The 13,801-nt window shown below is 70.5% G+C and carries 19 protein-coding genes; 14 read left to right on the top strand and 5 right to left on the bottom strand.

Annotated features, from left to right (window positions below):
• Positions 1 to 5 precede the first annotated feature (5 nt).
• Both ACQHIV_RS28860 and ACQHIV_RS28855 read left to right on the top strand, forming a co-directional pair.
• A complete protein-coding gene (locus ACQHIV_RS28860) occupies positions 6 to 497 on the top strand; it encodes a hypothetical protein (RefSeq protein ID WP_427886906.1) in 492 nt (163 codons plus the stop codon).
• Between the two features lie 41 nt (positions 498 to 538).
• Positions 539 to 913, top strand: coding sequence for a hypothetical protein (locus tag ACQHIV_RS28855; protein WP_427886904.1), 375 nt, complete (start codon positions 539 to 541; stop codon positions 911 to 913).
• A 95-nt stretch (positions 914 to 1,008) separates the two neighbouring features.
• Here the strand turns inward: ACQHIV_RS28855 and ACQHIV_RS28850 are convergent, their stop codons facing one another.
• Positions 1,009 to 1,950, bottom strand: coding sequence for a phosphotransferase (locus ACQHIV_RS28850; protein ID WP_427886902.1), 942 nt, complete (start codon positions 1,948 to 1,950; stop codon positions 1,009 to 1,011).
• 20 nt (positions 1,951 to 1,970) lie between these two features.
• Here ACQHIV_RS28850 and ACQHIV_RS28845 point away from each other — a divergent pair, with 20 nt between their 5' ends.
• Together ACQHIV_RS28845 and ACQHIV_RS28840 are read left to right on the top strand one after the other, a co-directional pair.
• Entirely contained in the window at positions 1,971 to 2,810 is an 840-nt protein-coding gene (locus ACQHIV_RS28845) for a DUF72 domain-containing protein (protein ID WP_427886900.1), read from the top strand.
• A 19-nt stretch (positions 2,811 to 2,829) separates the two neighbouring features.
• Positions 2,830 to 3,279 (top strand): hypothetical protein, encoded by a 450-nt coding sequence (locus tag ACQHIV_RS28840; RefSeq protein ID WP_427886898.1) that lies wholly within the window; start codon positions 2,830 to 2,832, stop codon positions 3,277 to 3,279.
• 110 nt (positions 3,280 to 3,389) lie between these two features.
• Here the strand turns inward: ACQHIV_RS28840 and ACQHIV_RS28835 are convergent, their stop codons facing one another.
• From ACQHIV_RS28835 to ACQHIV_RS28825, 3 genes are all read right to left on the bottom strand, one after another.
• Positions 3,390 to 3,881, bottom strand: coding sequence for a methylated-DNA--[protein]-cysteine S-methyltransferase (locus tag ACQHIV_RS28835; protein ID WP_427886896.1), 492 nt, complete (start codon positions 3,879 to 3,881; stop codon positions 3,390 to 3,392).
• Positions 3,882 to 3,917: 36 nt separating this feature from the next.
• Positions 3,918 to 4,757 carry a carbon-nitrogen hydrolase family protein gene (locus ACQHIV_RS28830; protein WP_427886894.1) on the bottom strand — a complete coding sequence of 280 codons (840 nt, stop codon included), beginning with the start codon at positions 4,755 to 4,757 and terminating at the stop codon, positions 3,918 to 3,920.
• A 297-nt stretch (positions 4,758 to 5,054) separates the two neighbouring features.
• Complete coding sequence (locus ACQHIV_RS28825; protein ID WP_427886892.1) at positions 5,055 to 5,378, bottom strand: hypothetical protein; 324 nt, start codon at positions 5,376 to 5,378, stop codon at positions 5,055 to 5,057.
• Positions 5,379 to 5,468: 90 nt separating this feature from the next.
• Here ACQHIV_RS28825 and fgd point away from each other — a divergent pair, with 90 nt between their 5' ends.
• The 3 genes from fgd to ACQHIV_RS28810 are packed head-to-tail and all read left to right on the top strand — an operon-like array spanning position 5,469 to position 7,421.
• Positions 5,469 to 6,473 (top strand): glucose-6-phosphate dehydrogenase (coenzyme-F420), encoded by a 1,005-nt coding sequence (gene fgd, locus ACQHIV_RS28820; RefSeq protein ID WP_427886890.1) that lies wholly within the window; start codon positions 5,469 to 5,471, stop codon positions 6,471 to 6,473.
• Positions 6,474 to 6,483: 10 nt separating this feature from the next.
• Complete coding sequence (locus ACQHIV_RS28815) at positions 6,484 to 7,059, top strand: N-acetyltransferase family protein (RefSeq protein ID WP_427886888.1); 576 nt, start codon at positions 6,484 to 6,486, stop codon at positions 7,057 to 7,059.
• Positions 7,056 to 7,421, top strand: coding sequence for a VOC family protein (locus ACQHIV_RS28810; protein ID WP_427886886.1), 366 nt, complete (start codon positions 7,056 to 7,058; stop codon positions 7,419 to 7,421). The genes ACQHIV_RS28815 and ACQHIV_RS28810 overlap by 4 nt, the downstream gene beginning before the upstream one ends.
• Here the strand turns inward: ACQHIV_RS28810 and ACQHIV_RS28805 are convergent.
• Positions 7,418 to 8,179 carry an IclR family transcriptional regulator gene (locus ACQHIV_RS28805; protein ID WP_427886884.1) on the bottom strand — a complete coding sequence of 254 codons (762 nt, stop codon included), beginning with the start codon at positions 8,177 to 8,179 and terminating at the stop codon, positions 7,418 to 7,420. The two genes, ACQHIV_RS28810 and ACQHIV_RS28805, sit on opposite strands and share 4 nt — an antisense overlap.
• Positions 8,180 to 8,293: 114 nt before the next feature.
• On the opposite strand from ACQHIV_RS28805, the gene ACQHIV_RS28800 reads away from it, so the two are divergent.
• From ACQHIV_RS28800 to ACQHIV_RS28770, 7 genes are all read left to right on the top strand, one after another.
• Complete coding sequence (locus tag ACQHIV_RS28800; protein WP_427886882.1) at positions 8,294 to 9,448, top strand: DUF6986 family protein; 1,155 nt, start codon at positions 8,294 to 8,296, stop codon at positions 9,446 to 9,448.
• Between the two features lie 9 nt (positions 9,449 to 9,457).
• Entirely contained in the window at positions 9,458 to 9,697 is a 240-nt protein-coding gene (locus ACQHIV_RS28795) for a thiamine-binding protein (RefSeq protein WP_427886880.1), read from the top strand.
• Entirely contained in the window at positions 9,690 to 10,604 is a 915-nt protein-coding gene (locus ACQHIV_RS28790) for a helix-turn-helix domain-containing protein (protein WP_427886878.1), read from the top strand. The genes ACQHIV_RS28795 and ACQHIV_RS28790 overlap by 8 nt, the downstream gene beginning before the upstream one ends.
• A gap of 88 nt (positions 10,605 to 10,692) precedes the next feature.
• Positions 10,693 to 11,187 carry a 2-oxo-4-hydroxy-4-carboxy-5-ureidoimidazoline decarboxylase gene (gene uraD, locus ACQHIV_RS28785; RefSeq protein ID WP_427886877.1) on the top strand — a complete coding sequence of 165 codons (495 nt, stop codon included), beginning with the start codon at positions 10,693 to 10,695 and terminating at the stop codon, positions 11,185 to 11,187.
• Positions 11,184 to 11,498 carry a hydroxyisourate hydrolase gene (gene uraH, locus ACQHIV_RS28780; RefSeq protein WP_427886875.1) on the top strand — a complete coding sequence of 105 codons (315 nt, stop codon included), beginning with the start codon at positions 11,184 to 11,186 and terminating at the stop codon, positions 11,496 to 11,498. The genes uraD and uraH overlap by 4 nt, the downstream gene beginning before the upstream one ends.
• Before the next feature lie 6 nt (positions 11,499 to 11,504).
• A complete protein-coding gene (gene pucL / locus ACQHIV_RS28775; RefSeq protein WP_427886873.1) occupies positions 11,505 to 12,410 on the top strand; it encodes a factor-independent urate hydroxylase in 906 nt (301 codons plus the stop codon).
• Positions 12,410 to 13,747: an 8-oxoguanine deaminase gene (locus ACQHIV_RS28770; protein WP_427886871.1), complete on the top strand. Its 1,338-nt coding sequence runs from the start codon at positions 12,410 to 12,412 to the stop codon at positions 13,745 to 13,747. The genes pucL and ACQHIV_RS28770 overlap by 1 nt, the downstream gene beginning before the upstream one ends.
• Positions 13,748 to 13,801: the final 54 nt, after the last annotated feature.

Here is a 13,801-nt window from a genome sequence, read left to right as displayed (position 1 = left end):
TCCGCATGACCTGGGAACAGTCCGACCTGCCGCGCGGGATCGTGGCCTCGCTGGCCGAGCCGCACACGCTGACCGAGCTGGCCGACGCGCTCGACGTGACCGACGCGCGCGTGCTCTGGTACCTGGAGAAGCTCCGCGACACCGGTCGCGCCGCCGAGGAGGCCGGCCGCTGGCACCGTACGGAGGCCGGCGCCGACCTGGCCGCGAGCCCCACCCCGGAGCCCAGGAACCGGTCGGCGATACCCGGTACGAGCGTGCAGGACTACGTGCAGGCGTACGCCGACGCGGCCGCCGGAATGTACGCTGCCGGCTTCGTCCAGGACAGCGGGGAACACGCCGGCCGGGTCCCGGGTGAACGGGTCGCGGAGTTCCACGAGCGGCTGCTCAGCCTGGTCAACGAGTACTTCGCGCCGGACAAGGTCGACCGCGCCGCGAGCCCGAAGTACGGGTTCCGCTGGGTGCTCACACCGGTTGATCTGCACCCCCTCGACGACTGACCGGGATGAAGTGACGCGGTGGATCACTTACCGTAATGCTCATGGCGTTTGCGGCGAAGGGGAGTAAGGGCGAGTCGTTCCTTACCGTGGTCGTGGGTGGCGGGGCCGCGTTCGGGCTGATCGTGCTCACCTCGCGGGCGTGGAAGACGTGTCACGTCGACGTCGCGGGGAAGGTGCCGAACGGGCTGACGCTGCTGTTCCTCGGGGTGCCGATCGCGCTGATCGTCAACCTGGTGCTGTTCACGATCGTCTTCCGGTACGCCGGGAAGGCGTTCCTGTTCTCGCTGTTCGCCGCCTGCATCGCGCTCGCGATCGCCGACCTCGCCCTGTTCTCCTGGCAGGGCACCCCGGCCGGCTCCCCCGGCACCTGCCCGGGCAACGTCCCGCCCTGGTGGCCGAAGATGATCCCGACCTGACCCGGATCTCCAGGCCATCACAATCGTGCCGCCGCGGCGCCGGGCACGCTCGAGCGCGGGCAATGGCCGCAATTGTGATGGCCTGGCGGTCCGGATCACGGCAGGAGCCGCAGCAGCGCGGCGGCCCGTTCGGGGACGCCGAGGTGTGCGGCGTCGGGGAACAGGCGGGCCCACGAGCCGGCGCGGGTCAGTTGGCTGAGGCGGCGGGCGAGGTCTGCGGCGCGCCGCAGGTCCGGCAGGGTGTGGCCGTCGGTGGTCCACGCCTCCAGGTACGCGTCCTCCAGCCGCGCGGCGACCTCCGGCCCATGGAGTTCGGCCGCGCGGTCGAGGGTGACCAGCAGGCTGAAGAACGGGTGACCGACGTTCGCGTCACCCCAGTCGAAGAACGTGTACCGCCCCGGCTCCGCCACCAGGATCTGCCCGTCGTGCAGGTCCGCGTGATCCAGCGAATCCGGTACGCCGATCGCCCGCAACTCCTCGCACCACCCGACCAGCCGCGGCCGGAACTCCCGCAGCCGAGCCGCCTCCGCCCCACGCACGCACGATGCGACCGCCGCGTCGAAGATCCCCGGCAACGCCGCCACCCGAGCATCCGGTACGCCGAGCCGCAGCAGCTCCTCGACCCGCCCGACCAGCGACCGCTGAAGCGAGGCGTACTGCGTCAACGCCTCCGTCCACTCCCGCGGCCCCGGCGGCACGCTCCGCAGCAGCTCGCCCCCGGACGGCATCAACGACCACCCGCGCGCCGCATCCACGGCGTACGGCGTCAGCACGTGCCCCGGCGCCCACCGCGCCAACGCCTCGCCCAGCCCCGCCTCGAACGCGGCCCCGGGCGCGCCCGCCTTGAACCACACCGGACTCGCCGCATCCACCCGGACGATCACCGACCACGGCCGTACCCGGACCCGCCGCGGCCCGCTCTCCCGGACGCCGATCCGCCCCAGCGCCGCATCCAGCCAGCCGAGCGCCTCGACGCGCCACGCCGGATCGTCCCAGGGAGTCCGCGCCTCCGGGTACGCACCGCGGTCGATCTGCATGCCGGGACCATAATCGACCCATGAGCTGGCCGGCCTGCAAATATCGCGTGGGGATCTCGGGCTGGCGCTACCCGCCGTGGCGCAGGACGTACTACCCGGAGGGGCTCCCGCAGCGCGCCGAGCTCGAGTACGCGTCCGCCAGGCTGAACTCGATCGAGCTCAACGGCTCGTTCTACGCGCTGCAACGCCCGGAGCTGTACCAGCGCTGGTACGACGAGACACCCGACGGGTTCGTGTTCGCCGTCAAGGGCCCGCGGTTCGTCACGCATCTCAAACGGCTCGCCGACGTGGACGCGCCGCTGGCGAACTTCTTCGCCTCCGGGGTTCTTGCGCTGGGCAACAAACTCGGCCCGGTGCTGTGGCAGCTCCCGCCCAACTTCCGGTACGACGCGACCCGGTGCGCGGACTTCTTCGCACAGTTGCCGCGCACAACGGCCGCTGCCGCGCAGGTCGCGAAGGGGCACGACGAGCGGCTGGAAGGGCGGGCGCTGCTCGAAGCTCGCGTGGACCGGCCGCTCCGGTACGCCATCGAAGTACGGCACGAGAGCTTCAAGACCGACGACTTCGTCGAGCTGGCCCGGGAGCACGACATCGCGGTGGTCTGCGCCGACACGGCGGGCAAGTGGCCGATGTTCGACGACGTCACCGCGGACTTCGCGTACGCCCGGTTGCACGGCGCGGAAGAGCTGTACGTGAGCGGGTACGACGACAAGTCGCTCGACCGCTGGGCGCGCAAGGTCCGCTCGTGGAAGTGCGACACCTACGTGTACTTCGACAACGACGCCAAGGTGCACGCGCCGTACGACGCGGAACGCCTGGCTCAGCGCCTGAAGATCAGTTCGGCCGCCACCGAATCGTGACGGGCTTAGCGTCGGCGGCATGACACAGAACCCGGGAGAACTCGTCGCTGACGCGGTGCAGCGGTCGTTGAAGCTGGTCTTCACCTGGCCGGCGTGGGACGGCGTACCGCGGACGTCCGACGACGACCGTACGTTCACGCCGCACAAGGCGGTCCGCCGGATCGCGGACCATCTGGTCGATCACCTCGCGGAGGTCGAGGCGCTGCTGGCCGGCGTACCGACGCAGCCCGACGAGTGGCACGCGAGCGCGCTCACCTCGGCCGCGGACCTCGCGCCGTTCAGCGCGGCGGACGTCCGCGAGGCCGAGCAGCGGCTCACCCGGCTCGGCCGCACGTTCGTCCTGCGGTACGCCGCCCTCGACCCGGCCGAGTGGGACAAGGACCGCACCCCGAACTGGACGCTGCGCCAGATCGCCGAACACCTCACCGAACTCGACTGGTACGCCGAACAGGTCGGCGACCTGAGCTGACGACCGGACGCCCACCACTCACCAACTCCTCCGCCCCGCGCCGCGGCACGCTCAGCCGCGCCACCGCGCCGGCTGCGGACGGAGGTTGGTGAGTGCTGCAGGTCCGCCTCTCAGAACAACCGCGCGCCGACCGGTTCCTCCAGGTCGAGGAGGAACTGCTTGCGCTTCAACCCGCCGGCGTACCCGGTGAGCGAGCCGTTCTTGCCGATCACGCGGTGGCACGGGACGACGATCGACACCGGGTTCTGCCCGACGGCTTTCCCGACCGCCTGTGCCGGTTCCCCGAGCCGCGCGGCGATCTCGCCGTACGTCGTGGTCTCGCCGTACGGGATCTCCGCGAGCACCGCCCACACCCGGCGCTGGAACGCGTCGCCGTCCAACCGGACCGGCAGGTCGAAGGAGGCGCGCGATCCGGCGAAGTACGACTCCAACTGCTCGACGACGAGCGCGATGAGCGGGTCGGTCGACTCGACCCGCTCACCCAACGTCTCCGCCGACGGCTTCACCCAGTGATGCGGAAAGTAGACGCCGACCAGCGCCTCCTCCGACACCACCACCGTGAGCTCCCCGATCCGGGTGCTGACCACCGCATGCCTGTTCATACAGGTAGAACGCGCCGGCACCCGGGTGTGTGAGGACTAGGAGCTGATCCGCTCCCGCGTCCGCCGCCGGAAGTCACGGCCGACCTGCGTTGCCTCGACATGGTGCAGGTCGGCGATCGCGAGGGCCGGCAAGCCGTCCGCCGGTACCTGGGTCGCCCACTCGCCGCGCGGGTCGACAACGCCTGCCGCGAGTCCGCTCTCCGGGTTCGCAGGCACCGCGAAGCTGATCCAGCTCGTGTTGTTCACCGCGCATCCACGCGCCTGCACTGCCACGTGCTCGTGGTGCGACACGCGGTGCGTCGCGTACGAGACGAGCACGCCGTCCGCCCCGAGCTGGTCGTACTCGACGAACAGCTCCGGGAACAACACGTCCAGGCCGAGCGCGAGCCCGAATCGGAACCCGTCGACGTCGAATGTCACCGGCTGCTTGCCCGCCGCGTACATCCAGGTCACCTTGGTGGTCGACAGCGTCCGCTCGTCGTAGCGGGCGACGACCTTTCCCTGGTCGGACACCACATACATGCTGTTGTACGGGCGGCCCTCCGGCTGCTGATGGATGGACGGGACCACGACCCAGATTCCGAGTTCCCCGGCGAGCACAGTGAGCTGGTCGAGTTCGGACTGCAGCACCGCCCACTCTGCCTTGGTCCAGTCCGAGGGGCCTACCTCGTCCGGGCCGAGCGACGACATCACGCGCTTGCTCGGGAAGCACAGCGCACCCTCGGTGAAGTGCACCAGGCGGGCGCCGGCCGCAGCCGCCTGCCTGATGAAGTCACGGAGTTCGGCGCCGCCCGCGCGGAGTTCGTCGGCGTTCGTCGGATCGTGGCGCATCGTCGACTGGACGACGGCGAACCGTAGTGTGGATTGTTCCGGCATGTCTGGTTCTCCAAGTGGAGTCGGACGGAAGTGCCGGAGGGCAGTCGTGTAGGACTCGCCGGTCTTGGCGGCGCGGGCTCGTACCCGTTGCTTGAAGTTCCTGTGCGCTGTCATCTGGCCTTCCACGCACTCGCACGCGATCCCCCAGCGATCCGTCCGAGGCGGGTGACCAGGACGTGCGGCCCGAGACAGGAAGTCCCTTTGCCTTCTCGCTGTGACCGGGCTGGGGCCGGTCGACGAAGGTGAGGCGCGGGCCGCGCCGGACCCACATCCTACTGAAGCCCCGGCCGGAGTCAATCAACGACGCAGTACGTCGTCCGCCGCGTCCATCGCCACGCCGACGAGCTCGGGGCTGAGGTCGACGACGGTGTTCCCGTCGGCGTCGAGCTTCCCGCTCTCGGTGATCGACAGGCCGATCAGTGCGAGCGCGCCGGCGCGGTGCCGCTGCAGGCGGGCGTACGGTTCCTCGGACGGGTCCGCGGCGGCGGTGTCGTCGTGTTCCCACGCGGCGACGGCCCGTTCGGCGAGTGCGGCCGGTACGGTCACGCGGATCGCGGGCAGCCCGGCCGCCCGGAACGTCGTACCGATCAGACCGAGCACTCGTGCGTCATTCGCATACACGTTCTGGATGGTAGGGCTCGCGGGCGGCATAAAGTCGGACCTGGACGAGGTTGTTTCCGGAGTACGCGCAGACGACGTTGGGAGCAGAGGGTGAGCATTCGGGTCGGGTACAAGGCCTCGGCGGAGCAGTTCGGGCCGCGGGACCTGGTGGAGTACTCCGTGCGGGCCGAGCAGCTGGGACTCGACAGCGTGACCGTGTCGGACCACTTCCTGCCGTGGCGGCACGAGGGCGGGCACGCACCGTTCGCGCTCGCCTGGCTCGCGGCGGTGGGCGAGCGGACCGAGCGGGTGCAGCTGGGTACGTCGGTGCTGACGCCGACGTTCCGGTACAACCCGGCCGTGATCGCGCAGGCGTTCGCGACCCTCGGGATGCTGTACCCAGGGCGGGTGATGCTCGGTGTCGGCACCGGCGAGGCGCTGAACGAGATCGCGGTGTCGGGGATGGAGTGGCCCGAGTTCAAGGAGCGGTTCGCCCGGCTGCGGGAGGCCGTGCAGCTGATCCGCGACCTGTGGACGAAGGACGGCGTCAGCTCCGAGGGGCCGTACTACAAGACCGTCGACGCGTTCATCTACGACCGTCCCGAGACCGCGCTGAAGGTGTACGTCGCGGCGGGCGGGCCGCTGGTCGCGAAGTACGCCGGGCGCGCCGGTGACGGGTTCATCGCGACGTCCGGCAAGGGCATGGAGCTGTACACGGACAAGCTGATCCCGGCCGTGAAGGAGGGTGCGGAGAAGGCGGGCAAGAAGTTCGAGAACCTGGACCGGATGCTCGAGGTCAAGGTGTCGTACGACCGGGACCCGGCGGCCGCGCTGGAGAACACGCGGTTCTGGGCGCCGCTGTCGCTGACGCCGGAGCAGAAGCACAGCGTGACGAGTGCGACCGAGATGGAGCGGCTCGCCGACGAGCTGCCGATCGAGCAGGTCGCGAAGCGCTGGATCGTGGCGTCGGACCCGGAGGAGGTCGTGAAGCAGTTCCAGCCGTACGCCGACGCCGGCTTCAACCACTTCGTCGTCCACGGTCCGGGGAACGATCAGGAGCGCTTCCTGACCCAGTTCACCGAAGACGTCCTTCCGTTGCTGCGCAAACTTGGCTGACAATCACCAGGTGGGTGATTACGAGATCGTCCAGGACAGTGACCCGCGGTGCGCCGAGCTGGAAGCGGCCGGGTACCGCGTGGTCGCCGAGTCCTGGGCGGTCCGGCTGTTCGACCCGGACCGGGAGCTGCTGGAGTCCGCGGTACGGCGGGCGACCGTCGGCGGGCTGACCGTCCGTGAGCTCGGGCCGGAGTCCGCGACGGCGTTGCACACGCTCGAGTCGACGAACCAGCCCGACTACCCCGACACGCCGGCGACGCACCACCACGTCGGCGAACTCGCCGACATCCGGGCACTCTGGCCGGCGAACCGCGTCTTCGGCGCCCTCGACGGCAACCGCCTCGTCGGCGCCACGGTGATCCGCGAACACGAGGGGTACGGCGACACCGCCTTCACCTCGGTGCTCGCGCAGTACCGCCGCCGCGGCGTCGGCCAAGCCGTCAAGGCCGCCTCGATCCTCGCGCTCCTCGACATCGGCATCACCCGCTTCAGCACCGGTGGCGCCGCCACCAATGAGGCCAGCCTGCAAGCCAACCAGTCCCTCGGCTACGTCCTCACCGAACGCTGGCGCACGTACGCCCCATGACCTACTCGAATGGCGAACTGGTCGTGGTGGTCGACGTCGCGGACCTCGACCGCGCGGCCGATTTCTGGACCGCCGCCCTCGGCTACACCCGCGCCGGCGAGCCCTCGACGTACCAGACCTTGCTCCCGGCCGTCGGGTCCGGCATCGAGGTACTTCTCCAGAAGGTCCCCGACCGCAAACAGGCGAAGAACCGCGTCCACCTCGATCTGCGGACGCCGGACCTCGACACCGAGGTCGCCCGCCTCCTCGCGCTCGGCGCGCGGCAGCTGACCGCCGACCCGCTCCACGAGGACGGCTGGAGCTGGCATGTGCTGGCTGATCCGGACGGGAACGAGTTCTGTGTGCTGCGGCCGCCTGGTTAGCGGAGGTCCTCCGAGAGGGACTTGGCGGCTTGGGTGAGGAGGGGGATGGCCTGTTCCACCAGCGGTTCGGTCATGCGTCCGGCCGGGCCGGAGATCGAGATGGCGAGGTGGGACGGGGCGTCGGGGACGGCGACGGCGACGCAGCGGACGCCCAGCTCTTGTTCGCCTTCGTCCATCGCGTAGCCGTTCGCCTCGGCCTGGTGGAGCTGGGCGGTGAACGCGTCCGGCGTGGTGAGCGTGTTGTCGGTGTGCTTCGGCATACCGGTGCGGTGCAGCAGCTCGCGGACCTCGGCGTCCGGGAACTGGGCCAGGATCGCCTTGCCGACCGCGGTGCAGTGCGGCAGCACCCGGCGCCCGACCTCGGTGAACATCCGCATCGAGTGCCGCGACGGGACCTGCGCGAGGTACACGATCTGGTCGCCGTCCAGCATCGCCATGTTCGCGGACTCGCCGAGCTCGTCGACGAGCCGGGCCAGATGCGGGCGGGCGAACACACTGAGCATGTGCGACGAACTCTCGCCGAGCCGGATCAGCTTCGGCCCGAGCACGTACTGCCGGGACGGCTCCTGCCGCAGGTAGCCGAGGTCGACGAGCGTGCGGACCAGCCGGTGGATCGTCGGCAGCGGCAGCCCGGAAGCGGCCGCGAGCTGCGACAGGCCCATCATGCCGCCGGCGTCGGCCATCGTCTCGAGCAGCCCGAAGGCGCGCTCGATCGACTGCACGCTGCCGGTCCGGCCCTTGCCGTTCGTCTCCGCCATGTCCTCCACCTTTCCGGATCACGGAAGTTTAGCGCCAGATCCCGGAAGCTCCGGCCCTTGTATCTTCCACAAGGTAGATATTAGTCTCCACAATACGGAAAAAGGAGGCCGCACGTGGATGACCTGGTGACCGAGCTCGACCGTCGGCTGGCAGCGGCCGACGCCGCCCTGACCGCCGACTACCGCGGTGACCGCGGCGTCCGGCAACCTGTCCACACCGTCTACGTCCCGGCCGACCGGTACGCCGAGAACACGGTCGCGGACTGGGGTGCGCAGGCGCTGAAGGCGCTCGACGAGCACCCGGAGTTCGTGAAGGTGCTGGACCTCCCGGACGACGTCTACGAGCGGGTCCGCGGCAAGCTCGAACGCGAGCCGATCGAGGACCTCCGGATCGACTTCGAGGACGGCTACGGCAACCGCCCGGACGACGAGGAGGACGCGGCCGCGATCGCTGCGGCCCGGGTCGCCCAGCAGTCGCCGTACTTCGGTCTCCGGATCAAGTCCCTCGAGGCCCCGACCCGGCGTCGCGGCATCCGGACCCTCGACCTGTTCCTGGCGAACCTGGGTGGCAACCGCGACGGCTTCGTCATCACGCTGCCGAAGGTGACCTCGGTCGAGCAGGTCGAGGCGATGGTCTACGCGCTCGAGACACTGGAGGCCGAGCACAACCTCCGGCCGCTGGACTTCGAGATCCAGGTCGAGACCCCGCAGGCGATCCTCGGCGCCGACGGTACGGCGCTGATCGCGCGGATGGTCAAGGCCGGCGGCTCGCGCGTCACCGGGCTGCACTACGGCACGTACGACTACTCCGCGTCGCTCGGAGTCGCGGCGGCGTACCAGAGCATGGAGCATCCGGTCGCGGACCACGCGAAGGACGTCATGCAGCTCGCCGCGGCCGGCACCGGCGTCTTCGTATCCGATGGGTCGACCAACGTTCTCCCGGTTGGCGACGCGATCCACGACGCCTGGCGCCTGCACTTCCGGCTGGTACGGCGTTCGCTCGGGCGCGGGATCTACCAGGGCTGGGACATGCACCCGGCGCAGCTCCCGACCCGGTTCGCGGCGACGTACCTGTTCTACCGGGAGGGCTTCGACCAGGCCGCGCTCCGGCTGCGCGCGTACCTCGGCCACGGCGAGTCCGGGTACCTCGACGAGCCGGCCACCGCGGTCGCCCTCGCCGGGTTCGTGCTGCGCGGGATCGAGTGCGGCGCGACCGACGCGGGCGAGTTCGACGTGAAGGACCTCGCGAAACTGGCGCGGCGCGCCTAGCCTCGCCACATGCGACTCGTAGCGGAGTTCACGACGGAACCCTTCGATGTGGAGGGCTCGCCGCCCGCGCACGCCACCGAGGCGCTGCGGGCGGCGGAGGCGGCCGGGCTCGACTGCGAGTTCGGCCCGCTCGGTACGCAGGTCAGCGGCGAGCAGCACCTGCTGCTGCCCGCGCTCCCGAAGGTGCTGGAGGCGGCGTTCGCCGGTGGTGCGAACCAGGTGACCTTGCAGGTACGGCGCGATGCCTGAGCATCCGTTGGCGAAGGCGATCCGGCCGCTGGTCGAGCGGCTGAACGCCGAGCTGGTCGCACCGGGCGACGCGCGCGGCGACGACATCCCACTGGAGTGGGAGGGCGAGGCGGTGCTCGCCGTCCGCCTCCCACCAGTCCCCACGTCCGCCTCCTCCGGGTCCGCCGGGTCCGCCGGGTCCGCTGCGTCCGTCGGGTCCGGCGCGTCCGCCTCCTCCGCGCCCGCCTCCTCCGGCGCGTCCGCCACCTCCACCTCCGCCACCTCCACCTCCGCCACCTCCGCCTCCGCCACCGCCGCCTCCGCCACCGCCGCCTCCGCCTCCGCCGCCTCCGCCACCTCCGCCTCCACCTCCGCCTCCACCTCCGCCTCCACCTCCGCCTCCACCTCCGCCTCCACCTCCGCCTCCACCTCCGCCTCCACCTCCGCCTCCGCCTCCGGCTCCGCCTCCACCTCCGCCTCCACCTCCGCCTCCACCTCCGCCTCCGGCTCCGCCTCCACCTCCGCCTCCACCTCCGCCTCCACCTCCGCCTCCGCCTCCGGCTCCGCCTCCGGCTCCGCCTCCGGCTCCGCCGCGTCCGGCGCCGCCTCCGCGCCCGCCGCCGCCTCCGAGTCCGCCACCTCCGCCACCTCCGCGGCGCCCGCCAGCTCCGCTGCCTCAGGCGGCGCTCCCGGCGCGCGTGGTGCGGCTGGTGCGGCTGGTGTCCGGGGTGTGCAGGGGCTTTTGGCCGACGTCGCCGACGAGTTGGGCGGGCCGCTCAACGAGCTGTCCAGGACCGGCAAGCAGCAGGCTGTCCTGTTGCTGGAGTCGCGTGGTGCCTTCGAGTACCGGAAGTCGGCGGAGATCGTGGCTGAGGCGCTCGGCGTCACGCGCTTCACCGTCTACAACTACCTGAACCGCTCCCGCTGAAATTCAACAAACTGTTGACGACAAGCTCGGTGGATGTCACGCTCTCGTCATACGGAAAGTAGATTTCGGGATTCGAGAAGGTGTGATCGTGGACCTGGAGGAGTTCGACTCCGCTCCGACCGACCGCTTGCGGCCGGCGCTGACGGCCTGCTGCGACGTACCGCGCTGGGTCGACGCGATCCTCGCCAAGCGGCCGTACGGCGAACTCGCCGCCCTGACCGCGCTCGCCGACCAGGTACTACGGGAGCTCGACGACGACGAGGTCGACCGAGCCCTGCAGGCGCACCCGCGGATCGGTGACCGGCCGCGAGGCGCGAGTACCGAGGCGTCCTGGTCCCGCTCGGAGCAGTCCGGAGTCGGCGACGACACCGGCGTGCGCCAGGAGCTTGCCGAGGGCAACCGTCAGTACGAGGACCGGTTCGGCCGGGTGTTCCTGATCTGCGCCACCGGGTTGTCGGCGGAGCAGATGCTGGGCAGCCTGCGGGAGCGGCTCACGCACGACGACGCGACCGAGGCGGCAGTTGTGCACGAGGAGCTGCGCAAGATCGCGCTGCTCCGGTTGAGCAAGGTGGTGACGGCATGAGTTCCTTGTCCACGCACGTTCTCGACACCGCGCTGGGACGACCGGCGGCCGGCGTTCCGGTCGAGCTGTACCGGGGCGACGTACTCGAAGCGTCCGGTACGACGGACGCGGACGGGCGGGTGGCGCTCGTGCCGGCCCTCGGCCCGGGGACGTACCGCCTGCGCTTCGACGTCACGACGTACGCCGGAAACACCGGTCAGGACATCTTCTTTCCCGAGGTCTCCGTGACCTTCACGGTCGCCGACGAGCGGCACTACCACGTCCCGTTGCTGCTCAGCCCGTTCGCGTTTTCCACCTACCGAGGGAGCTGACCCGAGATGGCCATCCACCTGGGCACCAACCAGTACGGCAAAGCCGAGAACCGCGTCGTCCGCATCTACCGGGACACGCCCCGCCACCAGATCCGCGACCTGAACGTGTCGACCGCGCTGCGCGGCGACTTCGCGGCCGCGCACACCAGCGGGGACCAGGCCGACGTACTGCCGACCGACACCCAGAAGAACACCGCGTTCGCGTTCGCCAAGGAGAAGGGCGTCGGCGCGATCGAGGACTACGCGCTGACCCTCGGCGACCGGTTCCTGGAGGCGTCGCCGGCCGCGTCCGGCGCCCGGATCGCGGTCGAGGAGTACGCCTGGGAGCGGATCCTCGTCGACGGTCAGGAGCACGACCACTCGTTCGTCCGCAGCGGCGCCGGGGTGCGGAACACGGTCGTCAACATCGACGGCCGCGGCGCGGACCGGAAGGCGTACGTCGTCTCCGGGATCAGCGACCTCGTCGTACTGAAGTCCACCGGGTCCGAGTTCCACGGGTTCCTGAAGGATGAGTACACGACGCTGCCGGAGACGAACGACCGGATCCTCGCGACCTCGCTCGTCGCGCGCTGGCGGTACGACCACACCGAGGTCGACTGGGACAAGTCGTACGACGCGATCAAGGCGCTGCTGCTGTCGCGGTTCGCCACGATCCACAGCCTCGCGCTGCAGCAGACCCTGTACGGCATGGGCACCGCCGTACTCGAGGAGCACCCGGAGGTGGCCGAGATCAAGTTCTCGGCGCCGAACAAGCACCACTTCCTGGTCGACCTGTCGCCGTTCGGGGTCGAGAACCCGGGCGAGGTCTTCATCGCCGCGGACCGCCCGTACGGCCTGATCGAGGCGTCCGTGACCCGCGACGACGCCAGCGACTCGGGCAGCGCCTGGGTCAACATCGCCGGCTTCTGCTGATGTCCCGGATCGTGATCGAGGGCGCTCACGTGGCGACCCTCGATCCGGCCCGGCGCGAGTTCACCGGCCACGTGGTTGCCGAGGGCAATCGCCTGGTAGCGGTCGGGCCCGGGCCGGCACCGGTGTACGACGCCGCCCGGGTGGTGGACGGGCGCGGCTGTCTGGTCACGCCGGGGTTCGTGAACACGCATCAGCACCTGTACCAGTGGGTGACGCGCGGGCTGGCCGCGGACGCGACGCTCTTCGAGTGGCTGACCACGCTGTACCCGGTCTGGGCGCGGATCACCCCGGAAACCGTGTACGTCGCCGCACGCGCGGCGCTGGCCCAGCTCGCGTTGACCGGATGTACTACGGTCGCCGATCACCACTACGTGTTCCCTGGCGGGGATCTGCTCGCGGCGGAGATCGCGGCCGCCGGTGAGATCGGGCTGCGGTTCCATCCCGCGCGCGGGTCGATGGACCGCGGTCAGAAGGACGGCGGGCTGCCGCCGGACTCCGTGGTCGAGGACCGTGACTCGATCCTGTCGGCGACCGAGGACGCCATCGACCGTTGGCATGACCCATCCTCCGACTCGATGCTGCAGATCGTGGTGGCGCCGTGCTCGCCGTTCAGCGTGAGCGGGGAGCTGATGCGCGAGTCGGCCGAGCTCGCCCGGCGTCGCGGCGTACGGCTGCACACGCATCTCGCGGAGACGACCGACGAGACGGCGTGGTGCCGGGAGACGTACGGGTGCACGCCGCTCGAGTACGCCGACCAGCTCGGCTGGACCGGGCCGGACGTGTGGTTCGCGCACGGCATCCACTTCGACGACGCGGAGATCAAGCACCTCGGCGGCACCGGTACGGGCGTCGCGCACTGCCCGAGCTCGAACGCCCGCCTGGGCGCCGGCATCGCCCGTACCGCCGACCTCCGCGCCGCCGGCTCCCCGGTCGGCCTGGGCGTGGACGGCGCCGCCAGCAACGAATCCGGCAGCCTCGTCGAAGAACTCCGCCACGCCTTGCTGTTCGCAAGAGCCCGCGGCGGCCCGCAAGCCCTCACCGTCCGCGCCGCCCTCGAAATGGCCACCCTCGACGGCGCCCAAATCCTAGGCCGCTCCGCCGACATAGGCTCCCTCGAACCAGGCAAACTAGCCGACCTAGCCCTCTGGGACCTCAAGGGCCTCCCGCACGCCGGCATCCCCGACCCCGTAGCATCCCTGGCCCTCTCCACACCCCCACCCCTGGCGCTCCTCCTCACGAACGGCCGCCCCGTGGTCGAGAACGCCGTACTCCAAACCGCCGACCCCACCACCCTCGCAACGGACGTCGCGCGCACCCAGGCCGGCCTCCTGCTCTGATCGCGATAACCCCTGGGGTCGCGCGACAAGCAATAGCTTGTTCCGCGACCCCAG

Source organism: Kribbella polygonati, from assembly GCF_050320105.1.
Lineage (GTDB): Bacteria > Actinomycetota > Actinomycetes > Propionibacteriales > Kribbellaceae > Kribbella.
This window is presented reverse-complemented; position numbering and strand designations above follow the sequence as displayed.

Bases quoted from the DNA above. Each gene is read 5' to 3' on its own strand.
- ACQHIV_RS28860 (WP_427886906.1), top strand. From the start codon at position 6: ATGACCTGGGAACAGTCCGACCTGCCGCGCGGGATCGTGGCCTCGCTG.
- ACQHIV_RS28855 (WP_427886904.1), top strand. From the start codon at position 539: ATGGCGTTTGCGGCGAAGGGGAGTAAGGGCGAGTCGTTCCTTACCGTG.
- ACQHIV_RS28850 (WP_427886902.1), bottom strand. From the start codon at position 1,950: ATGCAGATCGACCGCGGTGCGTACCCGGAGGCGCGGACTCCCTGGGAC.
- ACQHIV_RS28845 (WP_427886900.1), top strand. From the start codon at position 1,971: ATGAGCTGGCCGGCCTGCAAATATCGCGTGGGGATCTCGGGCTGGCGC.
- ACQHIV_RS28840 (WP_427886898.1), top strand. From the start codon at position 2,830: ATGACACAGAACCCGGGAGAACTCGTCGCTGACGCGGTGCAGCGGTCG.
- ACQHIV_RS28835 (WP_427886896.1), bottom strand. From the start codon at position 3,881: ATGAACAGGCATGCGGTGGTCAGCACCCGGATCGGGGAGCTCACGGTG.
- ACQHIV_RS28830 (WP_427886894.1), bottom strand. From the start codon at position 4,757: ATGCCGGAACAATCCACACTACGGTTCGCCGTCGTCCAGTCGACGATG.
- ACQHIV_RS28810 (WP_427886886.1), top strand. From the start codon at position 7,056: ATGACCTACTCGAATGGCGAACTGGTCGTGGTGGTCGACGTCGCGGAC.
- ACQHIV_RS28805 (WP_427886884.1), bottom strand. From the start codon at position 8,179: ATGGCGGAGACGAACGGCAAGGGCCGGACCGGCAGCGTGCAGTCGATC.
- ACQHIV_RS28795 (WP_427886880.1), top strand. From the start codon at position 9,458: ATGCGACTCGTAGCGGAGTTCACGACGGAACCCTTCGATGTGGAGGGC.
- ACQHIV_RS28790 (WP_427886878.1), top strand. From the start codon at position 9,690: ATGCCTGAGCATCCGTTGGCGAAGGCGATCCGGCCGCTGGTCGAGCGG.
- uraH (WP_427886875.1), top strand. From the start codon at position 11,184: ATGAGTTCCTTGTCCACGCACGTTCTCGACACCGCGCTGGGACGACCG.
- pucL (WP_427886873.1), top strand. From the start codon at position 11,505: ATGGCCATCCACCTGGGCACCAACCAGTACGGCAAAGCCGAGAACCGC.
- ACQHIV_RS28770 (WP_427886871.1), top strand. From the start codon at position 12,410: ATGTCCCGGATCGTGATCGAGGGCGCTCACGTGGCGACCCTCGATCCG.